This is a genomic window from Rhizobium skierniewicense (assembly GCF_014196515.1).
Classification (GTDB): Bacteria; Pseudomonadota; Alphaproteobacteria; order Rhizobiales; family Rhizobiaceae; genus Agrobacterium; species Agrobacterium skierniewicense.
The window spans coordinates 255,475-279,976 of record NZ_JACIDV010000001.1 but is presented as its reverse complement, the minus strand read 5'-3'; the positions used below and the strand labels follow the sequence as shown (position 1 = coordinate 279,976).

21 protein-coding genes are annotated in these 24,502 nt (G+C 55.9%); 6 read left to right on the top strand and 15 right to left on the bottom strand.

Annotation, left to right across the window (positions count from 1 at the left end; genetic code table 11):
* Positions 1-36 precede the first annotated feature (36 nt).
* Positions 37-1,857, bottom strand: a complete 1,821-nt coding sequence (locus GGQ73_RS01225; RefSeq protein ID WP_174155107.1) for an IlvD/Edd family dehydratase — start codon at positions 1,855-1,857, stop codon at positions 37-39.
* Between the two features lie 496 nt (positions 1,858-2,353).
* Between GGQ73_RS01225 and ytfQ the strand changes: the two genes are divergently transcribed.
* The 5 genes from ytfQ (at position 2,354) to GGQ73_RS01200 (ending at position 7,679) form a co-directional block, all read left to right on the top strand.
* Positions 2,354-3,313 (top strand): galactofuranose ABC transporter, galactofuranose-binding protein YtfQ, encoded by a 960-nt coding sequence (ytfQ, locus tag GGQ73_RS01220; RefSeq protein ID WP_183893315.1) that lies wholly within the window; start codon positions 2,354-2,356, stop codon positions 3,311-3,313.
* Positions 3,314-3,381: 68 nt separating this feature from the next.
* A complete protein-coding gene (locus tag GGQ73_RS01215; RefSeq protein WP_183893313.1) occupies positions 3,382-4,905 on the top strand; it encodes a sugar ABC transporter ATP-binding protein in 1,524 nt (507 codons plus the stop codon).
* Positions 4,905-5,948, top strand: coding sequence for an ABC transporter permease (locus GGQ73_RS01210; RefSeq protein WP_183893311.1), 1,044 nt, complete (start codon positions 4,905-4,907; stop codon positions 5,946-5,948). The genes GGQ73_RS01215 and GGQ73_RS01210 overlap by 1 nt, the downstream gene beginning before the upstream one ends.
* Complete coding sequence (yjfF, locus tag GGQ73_RS01205; RefSeq protein WP_183893309.1) at positions 5,945-6,925, top strand: galactofuranose ABC transporter, permease protein YjfF; 981 nt, start codon at positions 5,945-5,947, stop codon at positions 6,923-6,925. The genes GGQ73_RS01210 and yjfF overlap by 4 nt, the downstream gene beginning before the upstream one ends.
* A gap of 22 nt (positions 6,926-6,947) precedes the next feature.
* The gene (locus GGQ73_RS01200) at positions 6,948-7,679 is read left to right on the top strand and encodes a FadR/GntR family transcriptional regulator (RefSeq protein ID WP_174155116.1); all 732 of its coding nucleotides are present in this window, start codon (positions 6,948-6,950) and stop codon (positions 7,677-7,679) included.
* A 54-nt stretch (positions 7,680-7,733) separates the two neighbouring features.
* Here the strand turns inward: GGQ73_RS01200 and GGQ73_RS01195 are convergent, their stop codons facing one another.
* From GGQ73_RS01195 to pcaD, 13 genes are all read right to left on the bottom strand, one after another.
* The gene (locus GGQ73_RS01195; RefSeq protein WP_183893307.1) at positions 7,734-10,979 is read right to left on the bottom strand and encodes an error-prone DNA polymerase; all 3,246 of its coding nucleotides are present in this window, start codon (positions 10,977-10,979) and stop codon (positions 7,734-7,736) included.
* Positions 10,976-12,493, bottom strand: a complete 1,518-nt coding sequence (locus GGQ73_RS01190) for a Y-family DNA polymerase (RefSeq protein WP_183893305.1) — start codon at positions 12,491-12,493, stop codon at positions 10,976-10,978. The genes GGQ73_RS01195 and GGQ73_RS01190 overlap by 4 nt, the downstream gene beginning before the upstream one ends.
* Entirely contained in the window at positions 12,408-13,169 is a 762-nt protein-coding gene (locus GGQ73_RS01185) for an ImuA family protein (protein WP_183893303.1), read from the bottom strand. Before GGQ73_RS01185 ends, GGQ73_RS01190 begins: the two co-directional genes overlap by 86 nt.
* A 140-nt stretch (positions 13,170-13,309) precedes the next feature.
* Positions 13,310-14,584 (bottom strand): O-antigen ligase family protein, encoded by a 1,275-nt coding sequence (locus GGQ73_RS01180; protein ID WP_183893301.1) that lies wholly within the window; start codon positions 14,582-14,584, stop codon positions 13,310-13,312.
* Positions 14,585-14,591: 7 nt separating this feature from the next.
* Entirely contained in the window at positions 14,592-15,788 is a 1,197-nt protein-coding gene (locus tag GGQ73_RS01175) for a polysaccharide biosynthesis/export family protein (protein ID WP_234910858.1), read from the bottom strand.
* A 201-nt stretch (positions 15,789-15,989) separates the two neighbouring features.
* Positions 15,990-16,670: a sugar transferase gene (locus GGQ73_RS01170; RefSeq protein ID WP_174155127.1), complete on the bottom strand. Its 681-nt coding sequence runs from the start codon at positions 16,668-16,670 to the stop codon at positions 15,990-15,992.
* An 874-nt stretch (positions 16,671-17,544) separates the two neighbouring features.
* Positions 17,545-18,105: a type 1 glutamine amidotransferase domain-containing protein gene (locus GGQ73_RS01165; protein ID WP_174155129.1), complete on the bottom strand. Its 561-nt coding sequence runs from the start codon at positions 18,103-18,105 to the stop codon at positions 17,545-17,547.
* A gap of 38 nt (positions 18,106-18,143) precedes the next feature.
* Positions 18,144-18,365 carry a hypothetical protein gene (locus GGQ73_RS01160; protein ID WP_183893297.1) on the bottom strand — a complete coding sequence of 74 codons (222 nt, stop codon included), beginning with the start codon at positions 18,363-18,365 and terminating at the stop codon, positions 18,144-18,146.
* Positions 18,366-18,564: 199 nt separating this feature from the next.
* Positions 18,565-19,617 (bottom strand): 3-carboxy-cis,cis-muconate cycloisomerase, encoded by a 1,053-nt coding sequence (locus tag GGQ73_RS01155; protein ID WP_183893295.1) that lies wholly within the window; start codon positions 19,615-19,617, stop codon positions 18,565-18,567.
* Between the two features lie 7 nt (positions 19,618-19,624).
* Complete coding sequence (gene pcaG, locus GGQ73_RS01150) at positions 19,625-20,245, bottom strand: protocatechuate 3,4-dioxygenase subunit alpha (RefSeq protein ID WP_174155132.1); 621 nt, start codon at positions 20,243-20,245, stop codon at positions 19,625-19,627.
* Between the two features lies 1 nt (position 20,246).
* Positions 20,247-20,987: a protocatechuate 3,4-dioxygenase subunit beta gene (gene pcaH / locus GGQ73_RS01145; RefSeq protein WP_174155134.1), complete on the bottom strand. Its 741-nt coding sequence runs from the start codon at positions 20,985-20,987 to the stop codon at positions 20,247-20,249.
* A complete protein-coding gene (gene pcaC, locus GGQ73_RS01140; protein WP_174155136.1) occupies positions 20,984-21,400 on the bottom strand; it encodes a 4-carboxymuconolactone decarboxylase in 417 nt (138 codons plus the stop codon). The genes pcaH and pcaC overlap by 4 nt, the downstream gene beginning before the upstream one ends.
* A gap of 3 nt (positions 21,401-21,403) precedes the next feature.
* Positions 21,404-22,201 (bottom strand): 3-oxoadipate enol-lactonase, encoded by a 798-nt coding sequence (gene pcaD / locus GGQ73_RS01135; RefSeq protein WP_183893293.1) that lies wholly within the window; start codon positions 22,199-22,201, stop codon positions 21,404-21,406.
* 92 nt (positions 22,202-22,293) lie between these two features.
* Between pcaD and pcaQ the strand changes: the two genes are divergently transcribed.
* Positions 22,294-23,226 carry a pca operon transcription factor PcaQ gene (pcaQ, locus tag GGQ73_RS01130; protein ID WP_174155140.1) on the top strand — a complete coding sequence of 311 codons (933 nt, stop codon included), beginning with the start codon at positions 22,294-22,296 and terminating at the stop codon, positions 23,224-23,226.
* Here pcaQ and pobA read toward each other — a convergent pair.
* Entirely contained in the window at positions 23,220-24,392 is a 1,173-nt protein-coding gene (gene pobA, locus GGQ73_RS01125) for a 4-hydroxybenzoate 3-monooxygenase (RefSeq protein WP_183893291.1), read from the bottom strand. The genes pcaQ and pobA overlap by 7 nt on opposite strands.
* Positions 24,393-24,502: the final 110 nt, after the last annotated feature.

Below are 24,502 nucleotides of genomic sequence, written 5' to 3'. Positions count from 1 at the left end.
CTGAAACCAGCCGGTGTTTTTGAGTGTCAAGCGACGTCAGTGGTTGTCGCGAGGGACGCCCTTGGTCTGGGCGATGCGCTGGTACTTGACGGCATTTTCCAGAACCGCGCCGGTTTCCATCTGGCCGACGAGGCCACGCTGGATTTCCTGCCATGGGGTCTGATGGTCAGGGAACTTGTAACCGCCAGATGCGGCCAGCGCGTCGTAACGCTTGGCAAGTTCTTCGGCAGAAATCAGGATATCGGCCTTGCCCTTGCCCACATCGATCCGCACCCGGTCGCCGGTCTGAAGGATCGCGAGACCGCCGCCTGCGGCAGCTTCCGGCGATGCGTTCAGGATGGACGGGCTGCCCGAGGTCCCGGACTGGCGGCCATCACCGATGCAGGGAAGCGACGTGACGCCCTGCTTGAGCAGATAGTCCGGCGCGCGCATGTTGACGACTTCGGCAGCACCCGGATAACCGATGGGACCGGCACCGCGCATGAACAGAACCGTGTTGGCATCGATACCGAGCGATGGATCGTCGATGCGGTGGTGGTAATCTTCCGGACCATCGAACACGACCGCCTTGCCTTCGAAGGCTTCCGGGTCGTTCGGGTTGGACAGGTAACGCTCACGGAACTCAGGCGAAATCACGCTGGTCTTCATGATGGCCGACGAGAACAGGTTGCCACGCAGAACACGGAAGCCGGCACGTTGCTTGAGCGGCTGATCGAACGGACGAATGACCTTTTCGTCTTCGATGATGGCGCCACGGCAGTTTTCGCCGATGGTCTTGCCGTTGACCGTCATCGCGTCTTCCTTGATGAGGCCTTGTGTCATCAACTGGTTGACGACAGCGGGAACGCCGCCTGCGTGGTAATAGTCTTCGCCGAGATACTCACCGGCAGGCTGAAGGTTGACCAGCAATGGTACCTCTTCACCGTATGTCTGCCAGTCATCGACCGTCAGCTCGACATCGAGGTGACGGGCTAGACCGTTCAGATGGATCGGCGCGTTGGTGGAACCGCCAATGGCCGAGTTGACGCGGATGGCGTTGATGAACGCGTCCTTCGTCATGATGTCGGAAGGCTTCAGGTCTTCCTTGACCATTTCAACGATGCGCAGACCGGTGAGGTAGGAAATTTCCTGGCGGTCGCGGTAAGGCGCTGGAATGGCGGCGGAACCCGGCAACTGCATGCCGAGTGCTTCGGCGAGCGAATTCATGGTCGTGGCCGTGCCCATGGTGTTGCAATAGCCGGTGGACGGAGCCGAGGAAGCAACCAGCTTGACGAAACCGGCATAGTCGATTTCGCCCTTGGCCAGAAGTTCGCGGGCTTTCCAGACGATGGTGCCGGAACCGGTGCGTTCACCACGGAACCAGCCGTTCAGCATCGGGCCGACGGAGAGCGCGATGGCGGGAATGTTGACGGTGGCCGCCGCCATAAGACAGGCAGGCGTCGTCTTGTCGCAGCCGATGGTCAGCACGACGCCATCGAGCGGATAGCCGTACAGCACTTCCACGAGGCCGAGATAGGCAAGGTTACGGTCGAGACCCGCTGTCGGGCGCTTGCCGGTTTCCTGAATGGGGTGAACCGGAAATTCGATGGCAATGCCGCCCGCTTCGCGGATGCCTTCGCGCAGACGGTGCGCCAGTTCCAGGTGGTGGCGGTTACACGGTGACAGGTCCGACCCCGTCTGGGCGATGCCGATGATCGGACGATCCGACTGCAGTTCCGCCTGGCTGAGGCCGAAATTCATGTAGCGCTCCAGATAAAGCGCCGTCATGTCGGCGTTATCAGGATTGTCGAACCATGCGCGAGAACGCAGCTTTCCGCCCTTTGCCTGCGTTGTGGGTAGGTTGGTCAGGTCTTTCATAACTTTGATCTCCAGCCGGAAATGGCAAATGGGTACGACAACAGGATTGCGACGACCTTATGATGAGGAAAAGAGAAAAAGACCTCGGCGATCGCTAGCGCGAGGCAGGTCCAGCTGAGGACAGCACCGGAATGTTTCGACCTTTTGAAGACAGTCGATGACGATCGTCACGAAATTTCCGCCCTGAATTCTTCTTTTGCCTGCTCTCATCTGCGACAATTGACTTGCTCCGTCAATCGCAACAATCAGCGCTTCGGTATTCGTATTACTAATTTGCCAAAGCATTTATTGTCAAGGCGAGTTCCCTGGCCACTTGCCAGCCTCACAAGAATTATTTTCGACCAACTTTCTATTGCAAAATAAGGATAAATTCCAGATTTCTCAGTTTCAAAGACCACCTCAACATAAGAAAACGCTCAAAAGCCACTTTTCAAAGATAATACTATATGCTCATATCGGCCCGTCTTAGCCGAATTCATCTCTGGGAGGATTACAGATGAAAAAAGCACTTGCGGCGGTTACCGTCGCCCTTTCCGTATGTCTGGCATCAGGCGTATCAGCACAATCTCTGACTGTTGGCTTCTCGCAGATCGGATCTGAATCGGGTTGGCGTGCCGCTGAAACGACCGTGACGAAGCAGCAGGCTGAAAAACGTGGTGTGACGCTGAAATTTGCCGACGCACAACAAAAGCAGGAAAACCAGATCAAGGCTGTTAGAGGCTTTATCGCACAGGGCGTCGATGCGATCTTCATCGCACCTGTCGTCGCAACCGGCTGGGACGCCGTGTTGAAGGAAGCCAAGGAAGAGAAGATCCCCGTGATTCTTCTGGACCGCCAGATCGAGGCTCCAGACAGCCTGTATCTGACTGCCGTGACATCCGATCAGGTTCATGAAGGCAAGGTCGCTGGTGAATGGCTGGCCAAGGATGTTGGCTCCAAGGACTGCAAGGTCGTTGAGCTTCAGGGCACCACCGGTTCTTCACCTGCGATTAATCGCAAGAAGGGTTTTGAGGAAGGCATCGCATCGCATGCCAACATCAAGATCGTTCGCTCGCAGACCGGCGACTTTACCCGCACCAAGGGCAAGGAAGTCATGGAAAGCTTCATCAAGGCTGAAGGCGGCGGCAAGACCATTTGCGCAGTCTACGCCCACAATGACGACATGGCCGTCGGCGCAATCCAGGCTATCAAGGAAGCTGGCCTGAAGCCTGGCACCGATATCAAGGTCGTCTCCATCGATGCCGTTCCCGATATCTTCAAGGCGATGGCTGCCGGTGAAGCCAATGCGACGGTGGAGCTGACGCCGAACATGGCTGGTCCCGCTTTTGATGCGCTCGAAGCCTATCTGAAGGACAAAAAAGAGCCGGCAAAGTGGATCCAGACGGAATCCAAACTCTACACGGCGTCTGATGATCCGATGAAAGTGTACGAGGAGAAGAAGGGACTGGGCTACTAAGCCAGCTTCAGCTTCGGGAGCGGCGCGCCGAGCGCCGTTCCCACCAACGGACCGTGCAGGACTTGACCATGCCCGAAACCAGCCCCCTTCTGGAAGCGCGCGCCATAGGAAAATCGTTCCTCGGCATCGCTGCTCTCGATAATGTCGATCTATCGCTCAACCGCGGCGAAGTGCATGCTTTGCTGGGTGAGAACGGTGCGGGGAAATCGACACTCATCAAAATTCTGACCGGCGTCTATCATCGCGACCGGGGCACCATCCGTCTGGATGGCACGGAGATTTCGCCGACCACAGTCACGGAGGCGCAAGATCTCGGCATTGGCACCGTGTATCAGGAAGTCAATCTTCTTGAGAACCTGACCGTTGCCGAAAACCTGTTTCTGGGCAGACAACCGCGCCGCTTCGGCCTGATAGACCGGCGCGAAATGCGCGTAAGGGCGGAAAAACTGCTGGCCCGCTACGGGCTTTCTATCAATGTGGATGCCCTGCTCTCCAGCTATTCGGTCGCGATCCGCCAGATTATCGCTATCGCGCGCGCCGTCGATCTCTCGGGCAAAGTGCTGGTTCTGGATGAACCCACCGCCAGTCTCGACAGCCACGAAGTCGAAATGCTGTTTACCGTTCTGCGCCAGCTGCGCGCCGAGGGCCTTGGTATCGTCATCATCACCCATTTCCTCAACCAGGTCTATGACATCGCCGACCGCGTGACGGTGCTGCGCAACGGCAAGCTTGTCGGCACCCGCCAGATCTCCGAATTGCCCCGCGGCGACCTCATCTCGATGATGCTGGGACGCGAGCTGTTAAGCGTAACTCATGACCGTCAGGCGCCTGATGATACCGTGGTGAACGGCGACGCTCCCATCCGTTTTGAGGGCTATGGCAAGCGCGGCAGTGTCGAGCCGTTCGATCTCGATGTTCGCCCCGGTGAAGTCGTCGGCATTGCAGGACTTCTCGGATCCGGACGCACAGAGACGGCCTTTCTCCTGTTCGGCATCGACAAGCCGGACGCTGGCCAGGCCAGCATCGATGGCAAAGCAGTTGCAATCACGTCGCCGGAGGTGGCAATCGACAATGGTTTCGGATTTTGTCCGGAAGAGCGCAAGACGGACGGCATTATCGGCGACTTCTCGGTGGCGGATAATATCGCGCTTGCCCTGCAAGCCCGGCAGGGATGGATGCGTCCCCTGTCTCATAAACAAAAGTCCGTGTTGGCGGATGGCTTCATCAAGTCACTCGACATCCGCCCAGCGGATCGCGAACGCCCGATCAAGTTCCTCTCCGGCGGCAACCAGCAAAAGGCAATTCTTGCCCGGTGGTTGGCCACCGAGCCGCGCCTGCTCATTCTCGATGAACCGACACGCGGCATCGACATCGGTGCCCACGCAGAAATCCTGAAGATGATCGAGCGGCTCTGTTCGCAGGGCATGTCGCTCATCGTCATATCCTCGGAACTGGAAGAACTGACCGCTGTCGCACACCGCGTTATCGTGCTGTCGGACCGCCGACATGTTGCCGAACTCAAAGGGGGCGACGTGACCGCCGACAACATCATGCAAGCTATTGCCAGTGCCGCCAGAACGGAGGCGGCATGATGAAGAGCGTTACCGCCCGCATGAAACGGCTCACACCTCAGCTCGTCGCACTCATCATCATTCTTGGTGCTATCGCGCTTATCTCGCCTGGTTTCCTGAATATTTCTTTTCAGAACGGTCGACTGTACGGCAGCGTTATCGACATTCTGGTGCGCGCGGCACCCGTGGCACTGCTGACCATCGGCATGACACTGGTCATCGCCACAAAGGGCATCGACCTGTCCATCGGCGCTGTCATCGCCATCTGTGGCGCGGTTGCAGCAACGCTGATCAGCAGCGACCAGTCTATCCCCGTGGTTATCGCCGTTTCGCTCACTGTGGGCATCGCCTGCGGTATCTGGAACGGTATTCTTGTCGCCGTTCTGGACATTCAGCCGATCATCGCAACGCTGATCCTGATGGTCGCCGGGCGTGGTATCGCGCAGCTCATCACGGAAGGCGTCATCCTGACCTTCAACAATGACAGTTTTTCCGCCATCGGCGTTGGCGCGTTTGCCGGCATTCCCATGCCTGTCATCATCTGGGTGCTCACGGCTTTGCTGGTGGGCACTCTCGTGCGCAAGACGGCCTTGGGTTTTCTCATCGAAGCCACCGGCATCAACCGCCGCGCCGCAGCCCTGGCCGGTGTGCGCGCCCGTTTTCTGCTTTTCTTCGTCTATGCCATATCAGGCCTTTGCGCAGCCGTTGCGGGCATGATTGTCACCGCCGACATCCGCGGTGCCGATGCCAACAATGCTGGCCTATGGCTTGAGCTTGACGCCATTCTGGCCGTCGTCATCGGCGGCACCTCCCTGAATGGCGGACGTTTCTCGATCACCGCGTCATTGATCGGCGCATTGATCATCCAGACCATCAACACCGGCATTCTGGTCTCCGGCTTCCCGCCGGAATTCAATCTCATCATCAAGGCGGGCATCATCATCATCGTGCTGACACTGCAGTCACCGGCAATCGGAACCCTGATCGGCTTTACGAAGTCCCGCAAGGTACCCGATTCAGCCACGCCGTCTCAGGCCGTCAACCATGAGGGAGCAACGCGATGATCCACATCCGCAATCTTCCGTTCCTAACGACGCTGGCGGTTTTCGTCGTCGCCTATGTCCTCTGCGTCATTCAGTATCCCGCGATGTTCTCGACCCGGGTCGTCGGCAATTTGCTGACCGATAACGCGTTTCTCGGCATCGCAGCCGTCGGCATGACCTTTGTCATCCTGTCCGGCGGCATCGACCTCTCCATCGGTTCGGTCATTGCCTTTGCCAGCGTATTCGTGGCGGTACTGGTTGGAACCTACAACGTTCATCCTCTGGCGGCTTTTGCAGCCGTGCTCGTCATCTCCACGATTTTCGGCTGCCTGATGGGCGCGATGATCCGCTTCCTGTCGATCCCGCCATTCGTAGTAACCCTGGCAGGCATGTTTCTGGCGCGGGGCGCCGCCTATCTGATATCGACGCAATCCGTGCCGATCTCGCATCCCGTCATCGATGCCATTCAGGGCTTTTACATGAGAGTACCCGGCGGCGGGCGGTTGACGGCACTGGCCATGGTCATGCTGATCGTGTTTGTTGTGGGCGGCATCCTTGCCAGCCGGACGCGGTTCGGGGCCAACATCTACGCGCTGGGTGGCAATCAGCAATCGGCAGAGCTGATGGGTGTTCCCATCGGCAAGACCATCATCGGCATCTATGCTCTCTCGGGCTTTCTGTCGGGCCTCGCCGGTATCGTCTACACACTCTATACCTCGTCGGGTTATTCGCTGGCGACAGTCGGGATGGAGCTCGATGCCATCGCAGCCGTCGTCATCGGAGGCACGCTTCTGACCGGCGGCACCGGCCTCGTGGCGGGGACCTTCGTTGGTCTATTGATACAGGGGCTGATCCAGACATACATCGTTTTTGATGGCACCTTGTCATCCTGGTGGACGAAAATCGTCATCGGCATACTGCTGTTCGTCTTCATCGTGTTGCAACGCACCATCATCTGGTATTCAAACAGAAGGCTGGCTGGAGCGCATCCGGCATAAGGATAGCCACGGAGGCATTTTATTGGGGCTGCTGGAAACGACGATTACCGGACGAAAGCGGCGCAGCAGCCACGCGCATGTCGTGGCTGAACTCGGCAGCGCCATCGTATCGGGACGCATCCCCGAAAATTCTCTTCTGCCGAATGATGCCGAACTTTCCCTCCGTTTCGGTGTCTCCCGCACGGTGCTGCGCGAGACGATGAAGACGTTGGCTGCCAAGCGCCTGGTAGAGCCCAAAGCCAAGGTCGGCACGCGTGTTCTGGAAAAATCCAGCTGGAATTTCTTCGATCCCGACGTTCTGGGCTGGCGTTGTGATGCGGGTCTGGACCCCGAATTCATCAACCATCTGGCCGACATCCGGCTGGCGCTGGAGCCTGCAGCTGCAGCCGCAGCCGCACGCCATGCATCAAGCGAGGACATTGTTTCTCTCTATGCCATTGCCGCCCGGTTCGACAATGCGAACCACACACCCGAGACCATCGCCAAGGTCGATCTCGAATTTCACCTGGCCGTGGCACGCATTTCCGGCAACCCGTTCATGCGCTCTGCCAGCGGTCTGATCGAGGCGGCACTGGCCATTTCCTTCCAGCTCTCCTCGCCCGCATCGTCGCCTGAGACGATTTCTGAAATTGCATCCAACCACCTGCGCATCGTGCATGCCATAGCGGCCCGGGATGAAGGTGCTGCTATCAAGGCCATGGGGCAGGTCATACTGGTGGGCAAGGACCGGATCAAGAAAGCAATCGCCGAGTGACTTGATAGGATATCGCTTTAGAGCGCTTCCTTGTTAAATGGAACGTTCTAAGCTTCAATGAAAATTGCGGCCCTTGACGATGATTTGATCCCCTCCATCGTCGTGCATATCCGATCGCCTCGGCAGGCCACGCCGGTCTTCGGACGGAATGCCGTGATGAAATTCATCACCTCGGCCATGCGGCAATGGAAACGGTCCTTCCCTTTCGCCGACGCTTTTCAGCACATCTGAAAGATCAGTGATGCGGTGAGCGACGAGATGCACGACCTCTCCTTCACGCTGGATTTTCCCATAAATCCCGACCATTCCCGCCGATAGAACGACACGCCGATATTTTTCGAAGGTTTTGACCCAGACGACGGCATTGGCAATGCCCGTTTCATCCTCCAGCGTCATGAAGACGACGCCGTTGGCCGAACCCGGCCGCTGGCGCACCAGAACAAGCCCAGCGACTTCCAGCCAGCGGCCATCTTTTGCAGCAACGGCCTGAGCACAGGTGAACATTCGTCGCCGGGAAAGATCATCACGCAGAAACGCCATGGGGTGCTGGCGCAAGGTCAGACCGACATGGCCGTAATCCTGCACGACCTCGCCACCTGCCGTCATGGGACGCAGGGCAACCTCTGGCTCGTCCAACTCGGCGATGACACTGTTTAGGCGCATGGCAGCCGACGCAAACAAAGGCAACGGCTCATCGCGCAGCGCCTTGATGGCCCAAAGAGCCTGGCGGCGGGAAAGCCCAAGTGATGGCAGGAAGGCATCCGCTTCCGCAAGCGCGACCAGCGCCGCCGAGGGTATGCCTGCCCTTCGCCATAGGTCATCGATGGATACGAACGGTCGATCTTCGCGGCACGCTATGATGCGGCCCGCATGCGTGTTGGACAGCCCCTTGACCAGACACATACCAAGGCGAACGGCATTTCGCTGCGGCCCGACTTCCTCTTCCAGCGTACAATCCCAACGACTTGTGTTGATGCAGACGGGGCGCACCACGACCCCGTGATTTTGAGCGTCGCGAACCAGCTGCGCCGGGGCATAGAAACCCATGGGTTGGGAGTTCAGAAGAGCTGCACAGAAAATATCGGGGTGATTACATTTCAGCCATGCGGATGCGTAGGCCACCAAAGCGAATGAGGCAGCATGGCTTTCGGGGAAGCCGTAACTTCCGAAACCTTCAAGTTGCTTAAAAATACGCGTTGCGAATTCCTCGCTGAATTTGTTGGCAACCAGACCGTCTATCAACTTTTTTTTGAATGTTGCGATGGTGCCGACATTCTTAAACGTTGCCATGGCTCTTCTTAATTGGTCGGCCTGATCAGGAGAAAATTTTGCGCAATCGATAGCAATACGCATAGCCTGCTCCTGAAAAAGAGGGACGCCCAGCGTTTTATGTAGAACTTTTTCAAGTTCTGGTCGCTCGTAGACCACTGCTTCCTTGCCCTCGCGCCTCCGCAAATAGGGGTGCACCATATCTCCCTGGATAGGACCGGGGCGAACAATGGCCACCTGAATAACCAGATCATAAAGTTTCCGAGGCTTCAGCCGTGGCAGCATCGACATTTGCGCCCTGCTTTCAATCTGAAACGTACCAATCGTGTCGGCTTTGCAGATCATGTCGTAGGTAGGTTCGTGATGCGGTATTGCAGCAAGATCGAATTTTTTTCCTAACCGATCTTCCAGCATATCAAAGCCGCGCTTCATACAGGACAGCATGCCGAGCGCCAAACAGTCCATTTTCATGAATTTGAGGATATCGATATCGTCTTTATCCCATTCGATGATCTGTCGATCCTTCATCGTCGCCGGCTCTATCGGCACCAATTCGTCCAGCCTGTCATGTGTCAGCACAAAGCCGCCGGGATGCTGACTATGATGGCGCGGAGTGCCAATTAGTTGTTTCGCAAGGTCGAAGGCCAGTTTGATGCGGCGGTCATCCAGATTAATGTTGAGGTCCTTGGCTTCCTTTTCACCAACACCATCACTCCACCACCAGACTTGCGAAGACATGATTTTGGTCAGGTCTTCGGGCAGGCCCAATACCTTTCCAACATCACGAAGCGCACCCTTGGCGCGATATCGCGTGACGACAGCACAGAGTGCGGCCTTGTCTCTCCCGTAATTGTCGTAAACCCACTGAATGACTTCTTCGCGTCGCTGATGTTCAAAATCGACATCAATATCCGGTGGCTCGCCTCTTTTTTCCGAAATGAAGCGTTCAAACAGGAGGTCATTTTCCATGGGGTTGATGGCAGTAATACCCAGCACATAGCAGACAGCCGAATTGGCAGCCGATCCGCGCCCTTGACACAGAATATCTTCCCCGCGAGCGAAACGAACAATGGCGTTAACAGTCAGAAAATAAGGCGCATATTTTAGCTTTGCGATCAGCGCCAGTTCATGCTTCAGACTATTCTCGACCTTTTCGGGTAATCCTTCTGGGTAACGTTTTGGCACCGCCTTCCATACGAACTTCTCCAAAGCTTCTTGCGCCGTCAGACCCGGCTGCGTTTTCTCCTCAGGATATTGATAAGCAAGTTCATCCAGAGAGAATGTACAGCGGTTGGCAATCTCCAGCGTGCGACCCAACGCTTCCGGGTAACGGAAAAACAGTCGATGCATTTCCACAGGCGTCTTTAAGTAACGGTCGGCGTGACGCTCACGACGAAAACCAGCTTCATCGATGCTGACATTATGCCTGATGCAGGTCACTACATCCTGCAACATTCTCCGCTCTGGGACATGGAAAAGAACGTCGTTGGTGATAACGGTCGGCACGCCTGCCCGAGACGCCATATGGGACAATTCATGAAGACGCATCTGATCGTTTGGCCTGCGGCGCAGGCTCATAGCCATATATGCCCTCTCGCCAAAATCTGTCTTCAAGCGGCGAAGGCGAGTGGCGCACGTCTCATCTGCCAGATCAGGCAATAGAACGACAAGAAAGCCTTCGCCATAGGCAACGAGATCATCCCACATCAGGTGGCACTTGCCTTTACCCGCCCGCCCTTTGCCGAGTGACAGCAACCTACAAAGGCGCGCGTAAGCGGGACGGTTGGTGGGATAGACGAGTACCGAAATATCATCGGCGAGATCGAGACGGCAACCAACGACAAGCCGAACGCCGTGGTGCTTGGCTGCCTGATGCGCCCGCACGATACCTGCCAGGCTATTGCGATCCACAATGCCCAGAGCTTCGATCCCCAATAATGCTGCGTGCTCGAACAGCTCTTCACAGGAACTCACACCCCGAAGAAACGAAAAATGCGATGTGACCTGAAGCTCTGCATAGCGGTCACTCATCCGAATATTCCATGGAGAAACCAGCCTTGAGAACCCGTGTTGGCGTGTTCGCCATCACCGGAGCGGAAAATCCAGAAGCGCTCGCCGCTCTCGTCTTCAACGGTGAAATAATCCCGGACAGCGGCCTGTTCGCGGTCGCGTTTCCACCATTCGCCGAAGACGCGTTCCGGCCCATCGGCACGCTTTACCAGACGCCGTATGCCGCGCCAGGTGAAGCTTTTGGGGGGGTGGTCCGGCAACAGTGCCATGGTCTGGATCGGCTCTGGCCGCGAAAGCAGGCGGACCGGACGTGGCCAGTGGTCCGGCCAGCCAAGCGTATCGTCGGCAGAGTGTGCAGCGACCATCTGGACGGAACGTTCGGGCACATCGCTGGCGACAGCACTGTAACGATAGACCTTGTGACCACGGTTGATGAGGACATCAACCGTTTCACCGATATCGGCTTTTGACTCGTCAAGCAGGGTGGAACGAGCCTGCCCCGGCACAAGTGCTTCCGCGTGGCTAGCGGTCAGGATCATTTTTTCAATGCCAAAGCCGGGGTTGATCGTATCAATCCTATCCGTCAGAAGACGGCTCAGTTGTTTGACATCGCGCACCGGTCTGGAGGTTCCAGCTCGGATCGCCTGAATGCCGCTATCGACCCGGTGCAGCACCAGATCGACACGGCGTGCGCCAAGGCCACGCTTTTCCAGCCCGGCGCAAAGCTGGCGTACGAGCTTTTCGGTGTAACGCGCAATGGTCTCGGCCGCGGAAATAGGTTCAGCGAAAAAGCGAAAGGTCTCGACCAGTTCGGGGATACGGATCGGCTCTATCGGTTCCGACAACAGACCATGGGCCTGGTCCAGCCTGCGCCCGATTTCAGGGCCGAAACGAAGCGTCAGCGGCGCCCGGGCCGCAGCCATGAGGTCTGCGATATTGTGAAACCCAAGCACTTTCAGGTCAGATAGGATGCGTGGCTCAAGCCGAAGGGCGGCCAAGGGGAGAGGGCCAAGGGCTGTAGCCAAACCATTTCGCGGTACGATGGTGAGAGGCTCTTTTCCAAAGCGGGCAAGCGCGTGTGCTGCCCCCCAGCTATCGGCAATCGCGGCGCGGGCAGTAAACCCGAGCCCGTGCATCCGGTTGATCATGCCGCTCAGCATTAACAGCTCATTGCCATGCAAGTGATCTGCGCCTGTCGTATCCAGCACCAAACCGGCGGGTGGATCAGGTGCAACGATGGGTGCATAGATGCGCAGGAACCAAAAAGCGAGATCGCGCAGCGCTTTTGCATCGTCCGCCGTCTGCAACTCCTCGACAATGAGGCCGGGAATGATGGCTTGAGCCTTGCTGACGGGCATGCCAAGCCGCAGGCCCAGTGCGGATGCTGCCACATCCTGCGCTGCGATGACACGGCGACTTCCCTGTCTGGCAATCATCACCACAGGGCGATCAACCGGTGGCGCCTGTTTGCCAAGTGCTCTGCGGTATCGGTCTGTCGACCATGTCGGCAGGTAGAGCGAGACGACCCTTTGCATCACAGGCTTCCACTTCAAAATTGCTAGATTCGCCACCACGACACCGCAAAAGCTCCAGAAACCAGCGCGCCCTTCCCACTCCCTGCACGGGCAAAGACGTTGAAGGACGCACGGAAACGCGCCACCGCGTGACCGCAGCCGTCGGCTGTCCAAATTCGATAGCGCCGGAAGGATGACGCCAGCGACGGATGGCAAGACCGACGACACCAGACCCTTCCGCCGCCAATTGCAGCCGACGTGAGATGGTCATCGGCAGTTTTGACACCTCCCCCACCACAGCGCCAAAACCGTTGCAGCGCAGACCTTCTTCGAAACAGTCCAGCACGCCCTTTTCATCGCGACATTCCACGATGATCAGACGGTTTTGCGACAGGCCCGCCTGCGTCAAGGCCGGCATGAACAGATCGGACCGGGTTACGCACCATAGGATCTTTCCTTTCACACGCGCCGCAACGCCTGCCGAAAACAAGGCCGACGCGGCACCATCCATCGCACCGTTGCCGCCGCCGCTGACCTCATGCAAGCAACCCAGCTTCAGTCCGCCACCGGGCAGATGATCATCAATGGAAGGAATGCCGAAAGGCAGAGTTTCGTGGTGGCGGGCTTGACCCTGAGTGATCCGCTCAAGCCTCTCCCGCAATTCTTCTACAACAAGCTGTTCGGCGCGTTTATGCATGACACGAGACTTTTCAAGAGCATTTTACGCTTAAGGACTACTTGTTCACTTTTTGTTCCTATTTCAGAAAAGAGTCAAGAAGACTCTTTTCTGATGTGTGGACAGGCAGGAAGTGGAGATCACCACTCTTTTAGAAACCCCTAGCGCCCGGCGATGGGGCGCATGGCAACGCGGGAAAGAACGCCGTCACTCGGTGCCACCACCCGTTGCGGCAATGTCAGCTTTCCAGCCGCATAATACAGCAGGAACGAGCCGATCTGGTAGGCAAAGATGATGTCGATCTCCACGAAGGATCGAACGACGAAAAGCGCACACAGGGCAAACAGGATGAGGCCCTGCGGGTCGTTCCTTTTTACCAGTATGGAGCGCAAGTGCGCAAACAGCGTGCCATAAAGCACGATAACGAGCAGTGCCAACCCAACAAAGCCGTTTTCGACAACCGTCTCGATATAGGTGTTATGGAAGTGAAAGCCGCTGCGCGAGGTGATGAAGAAGTCATCCCAAAGACGTTCCGCGTCATAGAAACCAACGACCCAGAAACCCTGATAGCCGACGCCGAAAATGGGGGTCGCCTTTGCGGCTTCGATGCCCTGTTGCCATAAATAAGTGCGCCCTGTGAGCGTCGAATCCTTACCGAAAATGCCGAGGATAGCATCGAGCAGACCAAATTGTAGTGACGCGACAACCAGCAGGCCACCGGCACCGACGAGCGCCAGAAAGATCATCTTGCGATTACCCGGATTGAGCATTCCCATGGGCAGAAAGCCAATGATGAGTGCCACAACGGCGGCCGTGGTGATGACGGACGTGGCTGACTGCGAGGCCAAGAGGCAGTAGGCGGACACAAGCCCGGTTATGCCGGCGATGCCAAGCCATAGGATATCCCGTTGGCGCAGAACCAGCACAGAACCAGCAGCAAAGATAACGCCAAGAGATGCATAGAAACCAAGTTGGTTTTTTGAAGAGAAGGCCCCGACAAAGCTGAACGTGCCATCCAGAGCATCGAAAAGATAAATGCCGAACAGCATGGAATACAAGAGAACGACGATAATACCGATCATCGCACCACGCGTCAGCGTCGTGATCGATATGACACGCATGGCAATCAGCGCGCAAACGATATGCGTCATATATTGAATGGAGGCGCGCATGGTCGTGGACATGGCCTCCGACCAGAAACTGGACAGAACCGTCAGAATACCGAAACCGAAAATCCACAGGTAGCGCGTATAGTTGCCCAGAACGCGGCGGTAATCCACCAGAACGAGTGGAAGCCACAGGGCGTAATAGGCAAGGACTGACACCATGCCGAACTTGGAGGAATAGGCAAAGATGAAGAATGACAGCGCAACCGCTGCCATTCCATAAACACTATTCTTGTCCGGGTCGATCAGGGCCGATTTGGCAATCCGCATGATGACCTCACTGCATCAGAACGTCTGATGACACCTTTATCACATCGCCAGGCTGAATGGTCGTGGTTTCGTCAGCCTTGATTTCCTTGGGCTTACCGTTTTCTTCGCGAACGATGACATAAGTGATCGTCGCAGACTTGCCCGTGGGATCGAACCGAATGGCTTCTGCCGACTGTGCGAGCGCTTCGGACATCAACTCGCGGCTCGTGCCGAGCTGCAGGTTGAGCTTTTGCAATTCTGCCTCGGTATCCTGAAGCTCCTTGGAACGCTGGGCGACCCAATCGTTGCGCAGGTTGATTTCATCCTGCACGGCCTTGTTGATATCCTGCTTGGCGCGGAGCGATGAGGTATCGATATCGAGAAGAGTCGATTCCACCTCGGCGGCGCGTTCTTCGGCGGAAATACGCCGCTGGGCAAGTGCCAGCCCCTGCTCGTTCAGGCGGTTTACCTTCTCCTTGTCCTCATTGGCCAATTGCAACTGACGATTCTGAGTCTCGGATTTCTTTTGAAGGGACTCGACTTCCGTTTCCAGAAGCTGCCTGAGATCGGTCAGAGCCTTCAATTGAAGCGTATATCGTTCACTGCGCGATTTCATCAGGGCATTTTCGCTCTCTAGGAGAGCATCGATGTTCAGGATTTTTTCAAGCACAGGCGTCTTGGTTATTTCCTTGTCGCCCCTCACTTCTGCCTGAAGCCGGGCCTGTCTTGCCAGAAGGCGGCCGCGCTGGTCGTCATAAACCGCAGCATCGCCACGAGCGTTGATGAAGTCACGTGCAAAACGCTGACCAGCATCGGAGCGACGCAAACCGCCGGAAAGACTGACGGCCTTCAGGACTGTCAGATTGGGGGCATAGGGATATTCGCCGGGTGTCTGCACATCACCGGCCAAAAAGACGGGACGGAACTGGGATACTTCGACGGAAGCGGATGGCAGGTTGCGCAAGGCAAACTTGCTTTGCAACTGAGCACCGATTTCCTCGCCCACTTGACCTGTGGTTTTACCGGATACATCCAACTGACCAATGAATGGCAGAGACAGCGAGCCAGATGCGCCAACGGCATAATCACCGTTGATGACGTCCCAATTGCGGATCGTTCCATCGGCGGGTTGCCACTCTGCGACGCGGATTCGTAGCTTGTCGGCCGTCCCGAGACGGTACTGGTTGTCCTGAGCAAAAGCGTGGGGAGGAGTTAATGCCAGCATCGTTGCGGCTACGAGAAACGCAGGAACCTTGCGCCATGCAATATTCCAGGAAAATCCGGTGGCACTGCCAACCATATTACACTCCATGTTTACAACTGCACACCGCAGTCGGAATACGACCAGCCTGAAGGCTGGTCGTATATGCCACACATCAGTGGCCGCAATAAGTTTTGGTGCAAAACGTCGGAAGTCGAATTTGGTTCAATAGCTGCCGCGTGACATGCACACTGCGGGAATTGTCTTCGCGATGATGAAAACATCCTGCATCATCGACCAGTTGCGCACATACTGCGTGTCATAATCGACGCGTTCCTTGTAGGAAACATCGTTGCGACCGCTGATCTGCCAAAGCCCGGTCAGGCCTGGGCGGGTGCTGAGGTAATAGGAGGCTGCGTTCTCGTAGTAGTTCAGCTCTTCATCGACAACAGGGCGCGGGCCGACCACGCTCATTTCACCACGGATGATGTTGATCAACTGTGGCAACTCGTCAAGGCTCAGCTTCCGCAGCACGCTTCCGATCGCAGTGACGCGAGGATCGTTCTTGAGCTTGCGTGTGGTCTTCCATTCTTCTTCAGCGTCAGGGTTTGCGGCAAGATACTGCCGCAGGACCTCGTCACCGTTCATGACCATGGTACGGAACTTCAGGCAATGAAAGCTGCGTCCGTTATGGCCAACACGACGGTGCCCGTAAAATGCGGGACCCCGGTCTGAAAACTTCACCAAAGCCATGATCATGAGAAAGATCGGGCTGAGGATGAGGATTGCTAGCAGTGCTGACGAAACGTCAAAGCTGCGTTTAGCGATTCCTCCGATCGGAAAGCTCACATCAGATTCTGTTGAGCTACTAAGCGGCGAAACAGCCGATCTTGTCGCGGACTTCATAGAGAGGACTCCATTTATGTTTTGCGATGGTCGGTACCCGTTGGGCGCGTCAATTCGTAACTGATCATTCAGCAATGCTGTGACGAGAATTTGGTGGATTTGAATTTTTTATGAGGCATGCCGCCTTAGTCTTCTTGGAATGTATCTGCAGAAATCCTCACACATGAAGATTTTAAAGAGCGCATTATATGGTTCAAAGAAGAAAAGGACCTCTCTGCGCGAGGGATAGATTTTTCCAGTGTTACGTCATGTATTAATCACTTAACGTCACTGGAGATCTTCTTATAGCTTTCTCTGGGAAAAGCGGCCTTTGAAGTCACGCACAGAGAAAACCAAGAAAAAACGTGAAGAAGAAGCCGTTGTGCACCGCAATAAAATTGCGGCGACGCACACTCAAAAAGACAACAAATGTCTCGATTTTTATGAAGAAAAATTAATCTTGGCTAGGAAATAACGCCTTTACACTGCGAAAATGGACGCAATCATGACGTAAATAAGGCGTAAATGTGTCAATACGGATTTGCATAGCTATCAAATATGGTCAGCGAGTTCTGATAGCCGCCATTCAATCGTTTCAACTCTGAAATTGCAGTGATTCTGACCGTATGATGTGATGCTGCTGAAAACTGAGGTCTTGCAAAAATGAAGGCTCGGTTCTGCAAACTGCACATTAATCCGGCGACATTTTTGATCGGTGTGTCCGTATCGGCCCATTCTGACCAAGAGACGTGCTCGACAGACCTGCAGATAGCAATCGCTGACCCTCAATAAGAGCAAATGCTGGCCATATCCAGCACATCAAGCGTTTTTGTTCAGCATACAAAAAAAGGGCCGCCATTTTCATGGCGGCCCCCATTCTAGTGTGACGTCAATATTAAGCAGCGCGTCGTTCGTGACGGCCCTCTTCGATTTCTTCGACAATCTTGGCAACGAAGGCATCGAGGTCGTCTGGCGAACGGGATGTAACAATCCCCTTATCCGTTACGACCTCCTCGTCCTTCCAGATACCACCAGCATTCTTGATGTCTGTCTTGATGGAGCCGTAAGACGTCACCTGACGACCTCTAACGGCGTCAGCTTCAACCAGCAGCCAGGGCGCGTGGCAAATGGCGGCAACGACCTTGCCGGATTTGACGAAGTCGCGCACGACCCGCATCGCATCTTCGTTGGTTCTCAAGACGTCGGGGTTGATCTGGCCGCCTGGCAGGACGAGAGCATCGAAGTCTTCGATACGGACCGACTTGGCGAGAAGATCGACCGCGATGCTATCGCCCCAGTTCTTGTCGTCCCAGCTCTTGATCTGACCTTCTTCAATAGAAGCGATCTTCACGTCTGCGCCCTTCAGCTTGAGCTGCTCGTAGGGGACGCGCAATTCGGAGCGTTCGTAACCATCTGTTGCCAGAATCAAAATCTTTGCAGCGTTGATAGCCGTCATGGCTTTCTCCTTTGGATATGATTAGATTTTTATGAAGCTCAATCGGCTTCGTCGGAATTGACGGACGGTAGAAAGAATTCCACATCATCCCTGCGTTCCTTCTCAAGAACCGCAATGCGATCTTGCCAGAAACGCTCAGCCTCCTCAGGCTCGTTCTCATATTGACGAACAAAGGTTTTGTTGTCGTCAATCATGACCTGTCGTGTGCCACCGAGGAGCATGTATTCTTCCGCAAGCTTACGCGTTTCGGTCTTTTCCATCTGTTGCTCCTTCGGTCGGCAGTTCGAAGATGAGGAGAGCACCAAGTGGTTGGGAAGCTCGGCTGCCGTCTTGAGGTTATCGGGAAACGATAGATTCCGATGACCTGTGGCACAATCATGTGCAATTTAAACGACCGCTCTCCTGCCCGGTAAACGTGGTCCGGAGGCAATGGTTCCTAAAAAAATCTTTGCTAATGTATCAGCTGCCCAGATGTTCAATCTGCTCTATCAGACGTTCGGCCAGCAGAAGAGCACTGCCGGTCGCGACGACCATTTGTGGCAACACCAACCACTCCAGCATCCATGCAGCGCCTGAACGTTCCTGCTCATGTACCATGGACTGATGCAGGGCAGACATTTGCACCGCGTTAAAACGAGCAATCGTCACGAGTGTTTCAGCTACCACCGGATTTTGCTTATGCGGCATCGCGGAGGATCCGCCACCGCCTGCAAGGCGGATTTCGTTCCCCATTTCGGCTAATAGAGCGATGTCCTGTCCGAATTTACCCAGCGAACCAGTGATCAGAGCGATACAATGCCCAAAGTCAACGATCGAATCCCGCTGGCTGTGCCACTGTGCCGTATCGACAAGGCCCAGTCGTCTGGCAAGCTCAGCGCGGATGTCAGCGCCTTTATCACCAAACTTATCGAGGGTCCCGACAGCACCACCGAATTGAAGCGCAAAGCCACGCTTCATCATAACGGCAAGCTTTTCGTGGTGACCGACCAAAGGTTGCTGCCAACTGGTAACCCGGTCAGCAACCGTCATGGAAATCGCCGCCTGCATGCGCGTGTAGCCCATCAGCGGTTTCGACCCGTCACGCGAAGCGATATTTTGCAGGCCAGAAACACAGGATGACAGACGTGCCATGATAATTTCAGCAGCCGCTTTCAAACGCAGCATGAGGCTGGTGTCGATCACGTCCTGGCTGGTCGCCCCAAAATGCACCCTGGTCGCCGCCTGTCCACCGACAACCGAACGCAGTTGCCGCACGAAGTCCGGAACCACAACTCCGTCCTTTGCAACCCCTTCACGTAATGACGGGTAATCGATCACGATCGTATTCAGCGCGTCGGCGATCCGCACCGCGTCATCATTCGATATGACATCGCAGGCTGCTTGCGCCTTGGCCAACGCCACCTCGAATTGAAGCATCGCGGCGACATCGGCCTCGGCGCTGAACAAAGCGCTTGTTTCTTCGTCGGCGAAAAGACCGCCCAGAAAAGAATGTTCGAACGGGGACAGGCTCATTCTATTCTCAAATATCAAAAAAGACGGTTTCGCCTTCACCCTGCAGCCGGATGTCAAAACGGTATGTGTTGCCGTCTTCTTTCTTCGCAATCAGCGTCGGCAGGCGCGGTTTGTGCTCGACCCGCGCCAGCACCGGGTCGACAGCGTTGGCCGCTTCCTCCTCCGGGAAATACATACGTGTATGAAGGCCGATATTGATGCCACGTGCGACAATCCAAAACGTGATGTGTGGCGCCATCCAGCGACCGTCCCTGAACGGAACCTTGCCCGGCTTGATGGTTTCGAACACGAACTCGCCTGTATCCATATTGCCGGGAGAGCGGCCCCAACCGGAGAAATTCTGGTCAGCCGTGCCACGTGTCTCACTCGGGCTGTTGTAGAGCCCTTCGGCATCGGCCTGCCAGATTTCGATGAGCGCGTCCTTCAACGCATTTCCAGCACCATCGTAAACGGTACCGCGAATGGTGATCCGTTCGCCGTTGGCACGTTCGTTATAAAGAGCACCAGACCCTAAATCCTGCGCAAACACACCGTTGATACCGACGAAATTTGGCGTACAGCCAATGTGAACATAGGGACCCGCTGTCTGAGACGCACTTTCCTTGAAGTAGTGAAGTGGCTGAACCATGTCAGTTACCCTCCGTGCGGTTTTCAAACAGGGTCGAACGGCGCCCCCGTAGGACGATGTCGAATTTGTAGGCGCGCATATCCATGGGAATGGCCGATGTCATGTCCAATGCTGCGACAAGCTGCTCGATGGCAGCCTTGTCAGGAATGGTTTTGACGATCGGACATTGCCAGATCATCGGGTCGCCTTCGAAATACATCTGGGTGATCAAACGTTGTGAAAATCCGTGGCCGAACACGGAGAAATGGATGTGGGCCGGGCGCCAGTCGTTGACCCCATTGGGCCATGGATAGGCCCCGGGCTGGATCGTCTTGAACCAGTAGTAGCCATCCGCATCCGTGATGGTGCGGCCGACACCACCGAAATTCGGATCGACCGGGGCCAGGTAACTCTCCTTCTTGTGGAGATAACGACCACCGGCATTGGCCTGCCAGAACTCCACAAGCGCGCCTTCGATACCCTTTCCACGTTCATCAAGAACGCGGCCATGCACGAGAATGCGCGGACCGATCGGCAATTCGCCGGGCCGCGCATAATTCAAGATGAGGTCGTTATCGAGCGGATTGAGCATGCCATGCCCAAAGACGGGGCCGGTGATCTCGCTCTTGGTACCTTCCAAAGAAATGAGGGCACGCTGAGGAGACCGCAAAATGGATGTCTTGTATCCCGGCGCGTAAGCGGGAGGATGAAGACTGTGATCTCGGGCGAAAAACGGCCCGGTCTCTGGCGGCTTGTTGGTCATTTCTTTTCCTCCTGCGGCAAAGCTGTGGCTCGCATTTCCGCAAGCGTCGACTTTGCAATCTTGAAAGCATGGTTGGCGGCCGGAACACCAGCGTAAATCGCCACATGCATCAGCGCTTCGCGAATATCCTCCTCGCTCGCACCGGTATTGGCGGTCGCGCGCACATGCATCGCGACTTCTTCATCTTGGCCGAGCGCGGCCAGTAGCGCGATCGTCACCATGGAGCGCTCGCGCTTCGTCCACTGCTCGCCCGACCAGACGTTGCCCCAGGCGGATTCGGTAATCAAGCGCTGAAAAGGTTCGTCAAAAGCTGTCGATGCCGCCTGAGCACGGTCGACATGAGCGTCTCCCAAGACCTTGCGGCGTGTTACCATGCCCTGTTCGAACCTGTTGGATGTCGTGGCTTCGGCCATGTGTCAAAACTCCGGCAGGGATTTCAGAAAATGATCGACAACGGCGGCATAGGCGCCCGGTTGCTCCAGACACGGAATGTGCCCGCAATCGTCGATGATGGCAGTGCGACACCCTTGAATGAGCGAAGACAGGGTATGCACCAGATCAGGCGGCGTCGACTTATCACCGTCGCCAGCAACGCACAGTGTCGGAACGAAGATTTTTGCCGCCTGTTCAGTGTAGTCAGCATCGCGAATAGCAGCGCAAGTCGCGGCATATCCGGCCTTGTTCTGCTGCGCCAGCATGGTGCGCGCGCCCAGATACATGACGTTTTCGGGCGAGCGAAACGCAGGCGTGAACCAGCGCTCCATGACACCGTCTACCAATGGGGCTATGCCCTCGCGTTCGATATGTCCGATGCGGTCGTTCCACATCTCTGCGGTTCCGATCTTGTGCGCCGTGTTGCTGAGAACCAGTGCACGCACGAGATCAGGTCGGCGCGCATAAAGACGCTGCGCGATCAAACCGCCAACGGATAGGCCCCAAATGATGGCGTGCTTGACATCGAGATGATCGAGCAGTGCTTCGAGATCATTGACGTGATCGTCTATGGAATAGGGCGTGGCACCAACATCTGACAATCCGTGACCGCGTTTGTCGTGCAGGACGAAGGCATACCCATCGCCGAGTTCCGCCATGACGTCATCCCAGATCCGAAAGTCCGTTCCCAACGAATTGATAAACACAATGACGGGTTTTGCGGCGTCGAGAGCAACCGCCGAATAATGAAGAGCCAGCGTGCCGGACAGCAGAAATTGCATGGAAACGATCCTCCTGGAAATCACCTTGCAAGCTAAAAATGGTTAAGTAAAATGAGTTTATTGCCAATTAACATAACCGTTAGATTATATGAATGATCGATAGTCGCTTCAAATTTCGTCACATCCAGACATTCGTGGAAGTCGCTCGTCAAAAAAGCGTGGTCAAGGCGGCGACTATCCTGCATGTCAGTCAGCCTGCGGTGACCAAGACGGTTCGGGAACTGGAAGAGGTGCTCGGCGTCGTGCTGTTCGAGCGTGATGGGCGGGGCATCAAGCTCAGCCGTTACGGCGAGATTTTCTTGAAACATGCGGGCGCCGCCATGACGGCGCTGCGGCAGGCGATGGATTCGGTGTCGCAGGACGCATCCAGAAGTGGCGTGCCGGTGAGGATCGGCGCATTGCCGACCGTCTCCGTCAGTATCATGCCGAAGGTCATGGCCAGTTTTCTGAAAGAAGACACGGGTAGTACTGTCAAAATCGTAACCGGCGAAAACGCCGTTTTGCTCGAGCAATTGCGGATCGGCGATCTCGACCTGGTCGTCGGCCGATTGGCAGCGCCGGAGAAGATGACGGGTTTTTCGTTCGAACATCTCTATTCTGAAAGGGTTCGTTTCGTGGTGCGGGCAGAGCATCCCTTGCTCGTGGAAACGACGTCAATTTTCGCGCGACTGCACGAGTTTCCCGTGCTGACACCAACGCGGAATTCCGTGATCGGGCCTGTTGTCGATCAGTTTCTGCTGGCCCACGGCGTGTCGCAACTGCCAACCCGGATCGAGACCGTATCCGATGCCTTCGGTCGGGCATTTTTGCGAACAAGCGATGCCATCTGGATCATCTCCGAAGGCGTGATTGCGGCGGATGTGGCCGATGGAACGCTCGCGGTGCTGCCGCTCGACACAACTGATACCAGCGGCCCCGTCGGTCTGACCATGCGCGCCGACACGCAACCGTCACTGCCGCTTTCGCTGTTGATGCAGACGATCCGCGAGACAGCCGAGGCACTCGCTGCCTCGCCGCGTCAATAGGGCAATCCGACATAGTTTTCCGCAAGCGCCGTGGCTGCGGCCCGTGATTGCACGAGATAGTCCAATTCCGCTTCCTGTATCTTTTGGCCAAAGTCGCCGGTATCGGGAAAGCGATGCATCATCGTCGTCATCCACCAGGAAAAGCGGACGGCTTTCCACACCCTAGACAGAGCGCGGGCGGAGTAAGTGTCAAGGCCAGCTTCGGAACGGTCCTTGTAATATTCGATCAGTGCGCTGCTGAGATAATAAACATCGCTGGCCGCAAGATTGAGCCCTTTGGCACCCGTGGGTGGGACAATGTGGGCGGCATCGCCCGCCAGAAACATCCGCCCGAACCGCATGGGTTCAGCCACGAAAGAGCGAAGCGGCGCGATGGATTTTTCGAAAGACGGCCCGGTGACCATCGCTTGCGCATGCTCCGTTGGCAAGCGAAGACGGATCTCGTCCCAAAACCTGTCATCGCTCCAGCTTTCGACTTTCTCGTCAAGGGAACATTGAATATAATAGCGACTGCGCGTTTCGGACCGCATGGAACAGAGCGCGAAGCCACGCGGATGGTTGGCATAGATCAGTTCATGATTGACCGGTGGGACATCGGCAAGAATGCCGAGCCAGCCGAACGGATAAACCCGCTCGAACTCCTTGATGGCGCTTTGTGGAACGGCTTTACGGCTTGCACCGTGGAAACCATCGCAACCAGCAATGAAATCGCAGTCGATGCGCTGTGTCGAGCCGTCTTTATCGTAGGTCACATAGGGCTTATCGGTATCGAAATCGTGCGGCTGTACGTTGGCAGCATCATAGATGGTGACAAGGCCGTGGCGTTCTCTCGCATCCATCAGGTCGTGAGTAACTTCGGTCTGGCCATAGACCATGACCCGTTTTCCACCTGTCAAATCGTGGAGATCAATGCGGTGATCGCGTCCATCAAACGCCAGCGAAAAGCCATCATGCGGCAGCCCTTCCTTCTGAAGGCGAGCGGCAACACCAACGTCCTCAAGCAGACGAACGGTGCCCTCTTCCAGCACACCCGCACGAACGCGCTCCAAAATGTAATCTTTTCCGACCCGATCCACGAGGACTGTGTCGATACCGGACTTTGCCAAGAGCTGCCCCAGCAGCAAGCCCGCTGGCCCGGAGCCGATGATGACGACTTGAGTGCGCATTGTATCTCCCGAAACTGTTTCTCCCTTACGCAGATTTGCCGCTTCGGTTCCGACCTTACAATAGACTTTCAAACACAATTCTTGCACTATCCGACCATACATCTGGGGAC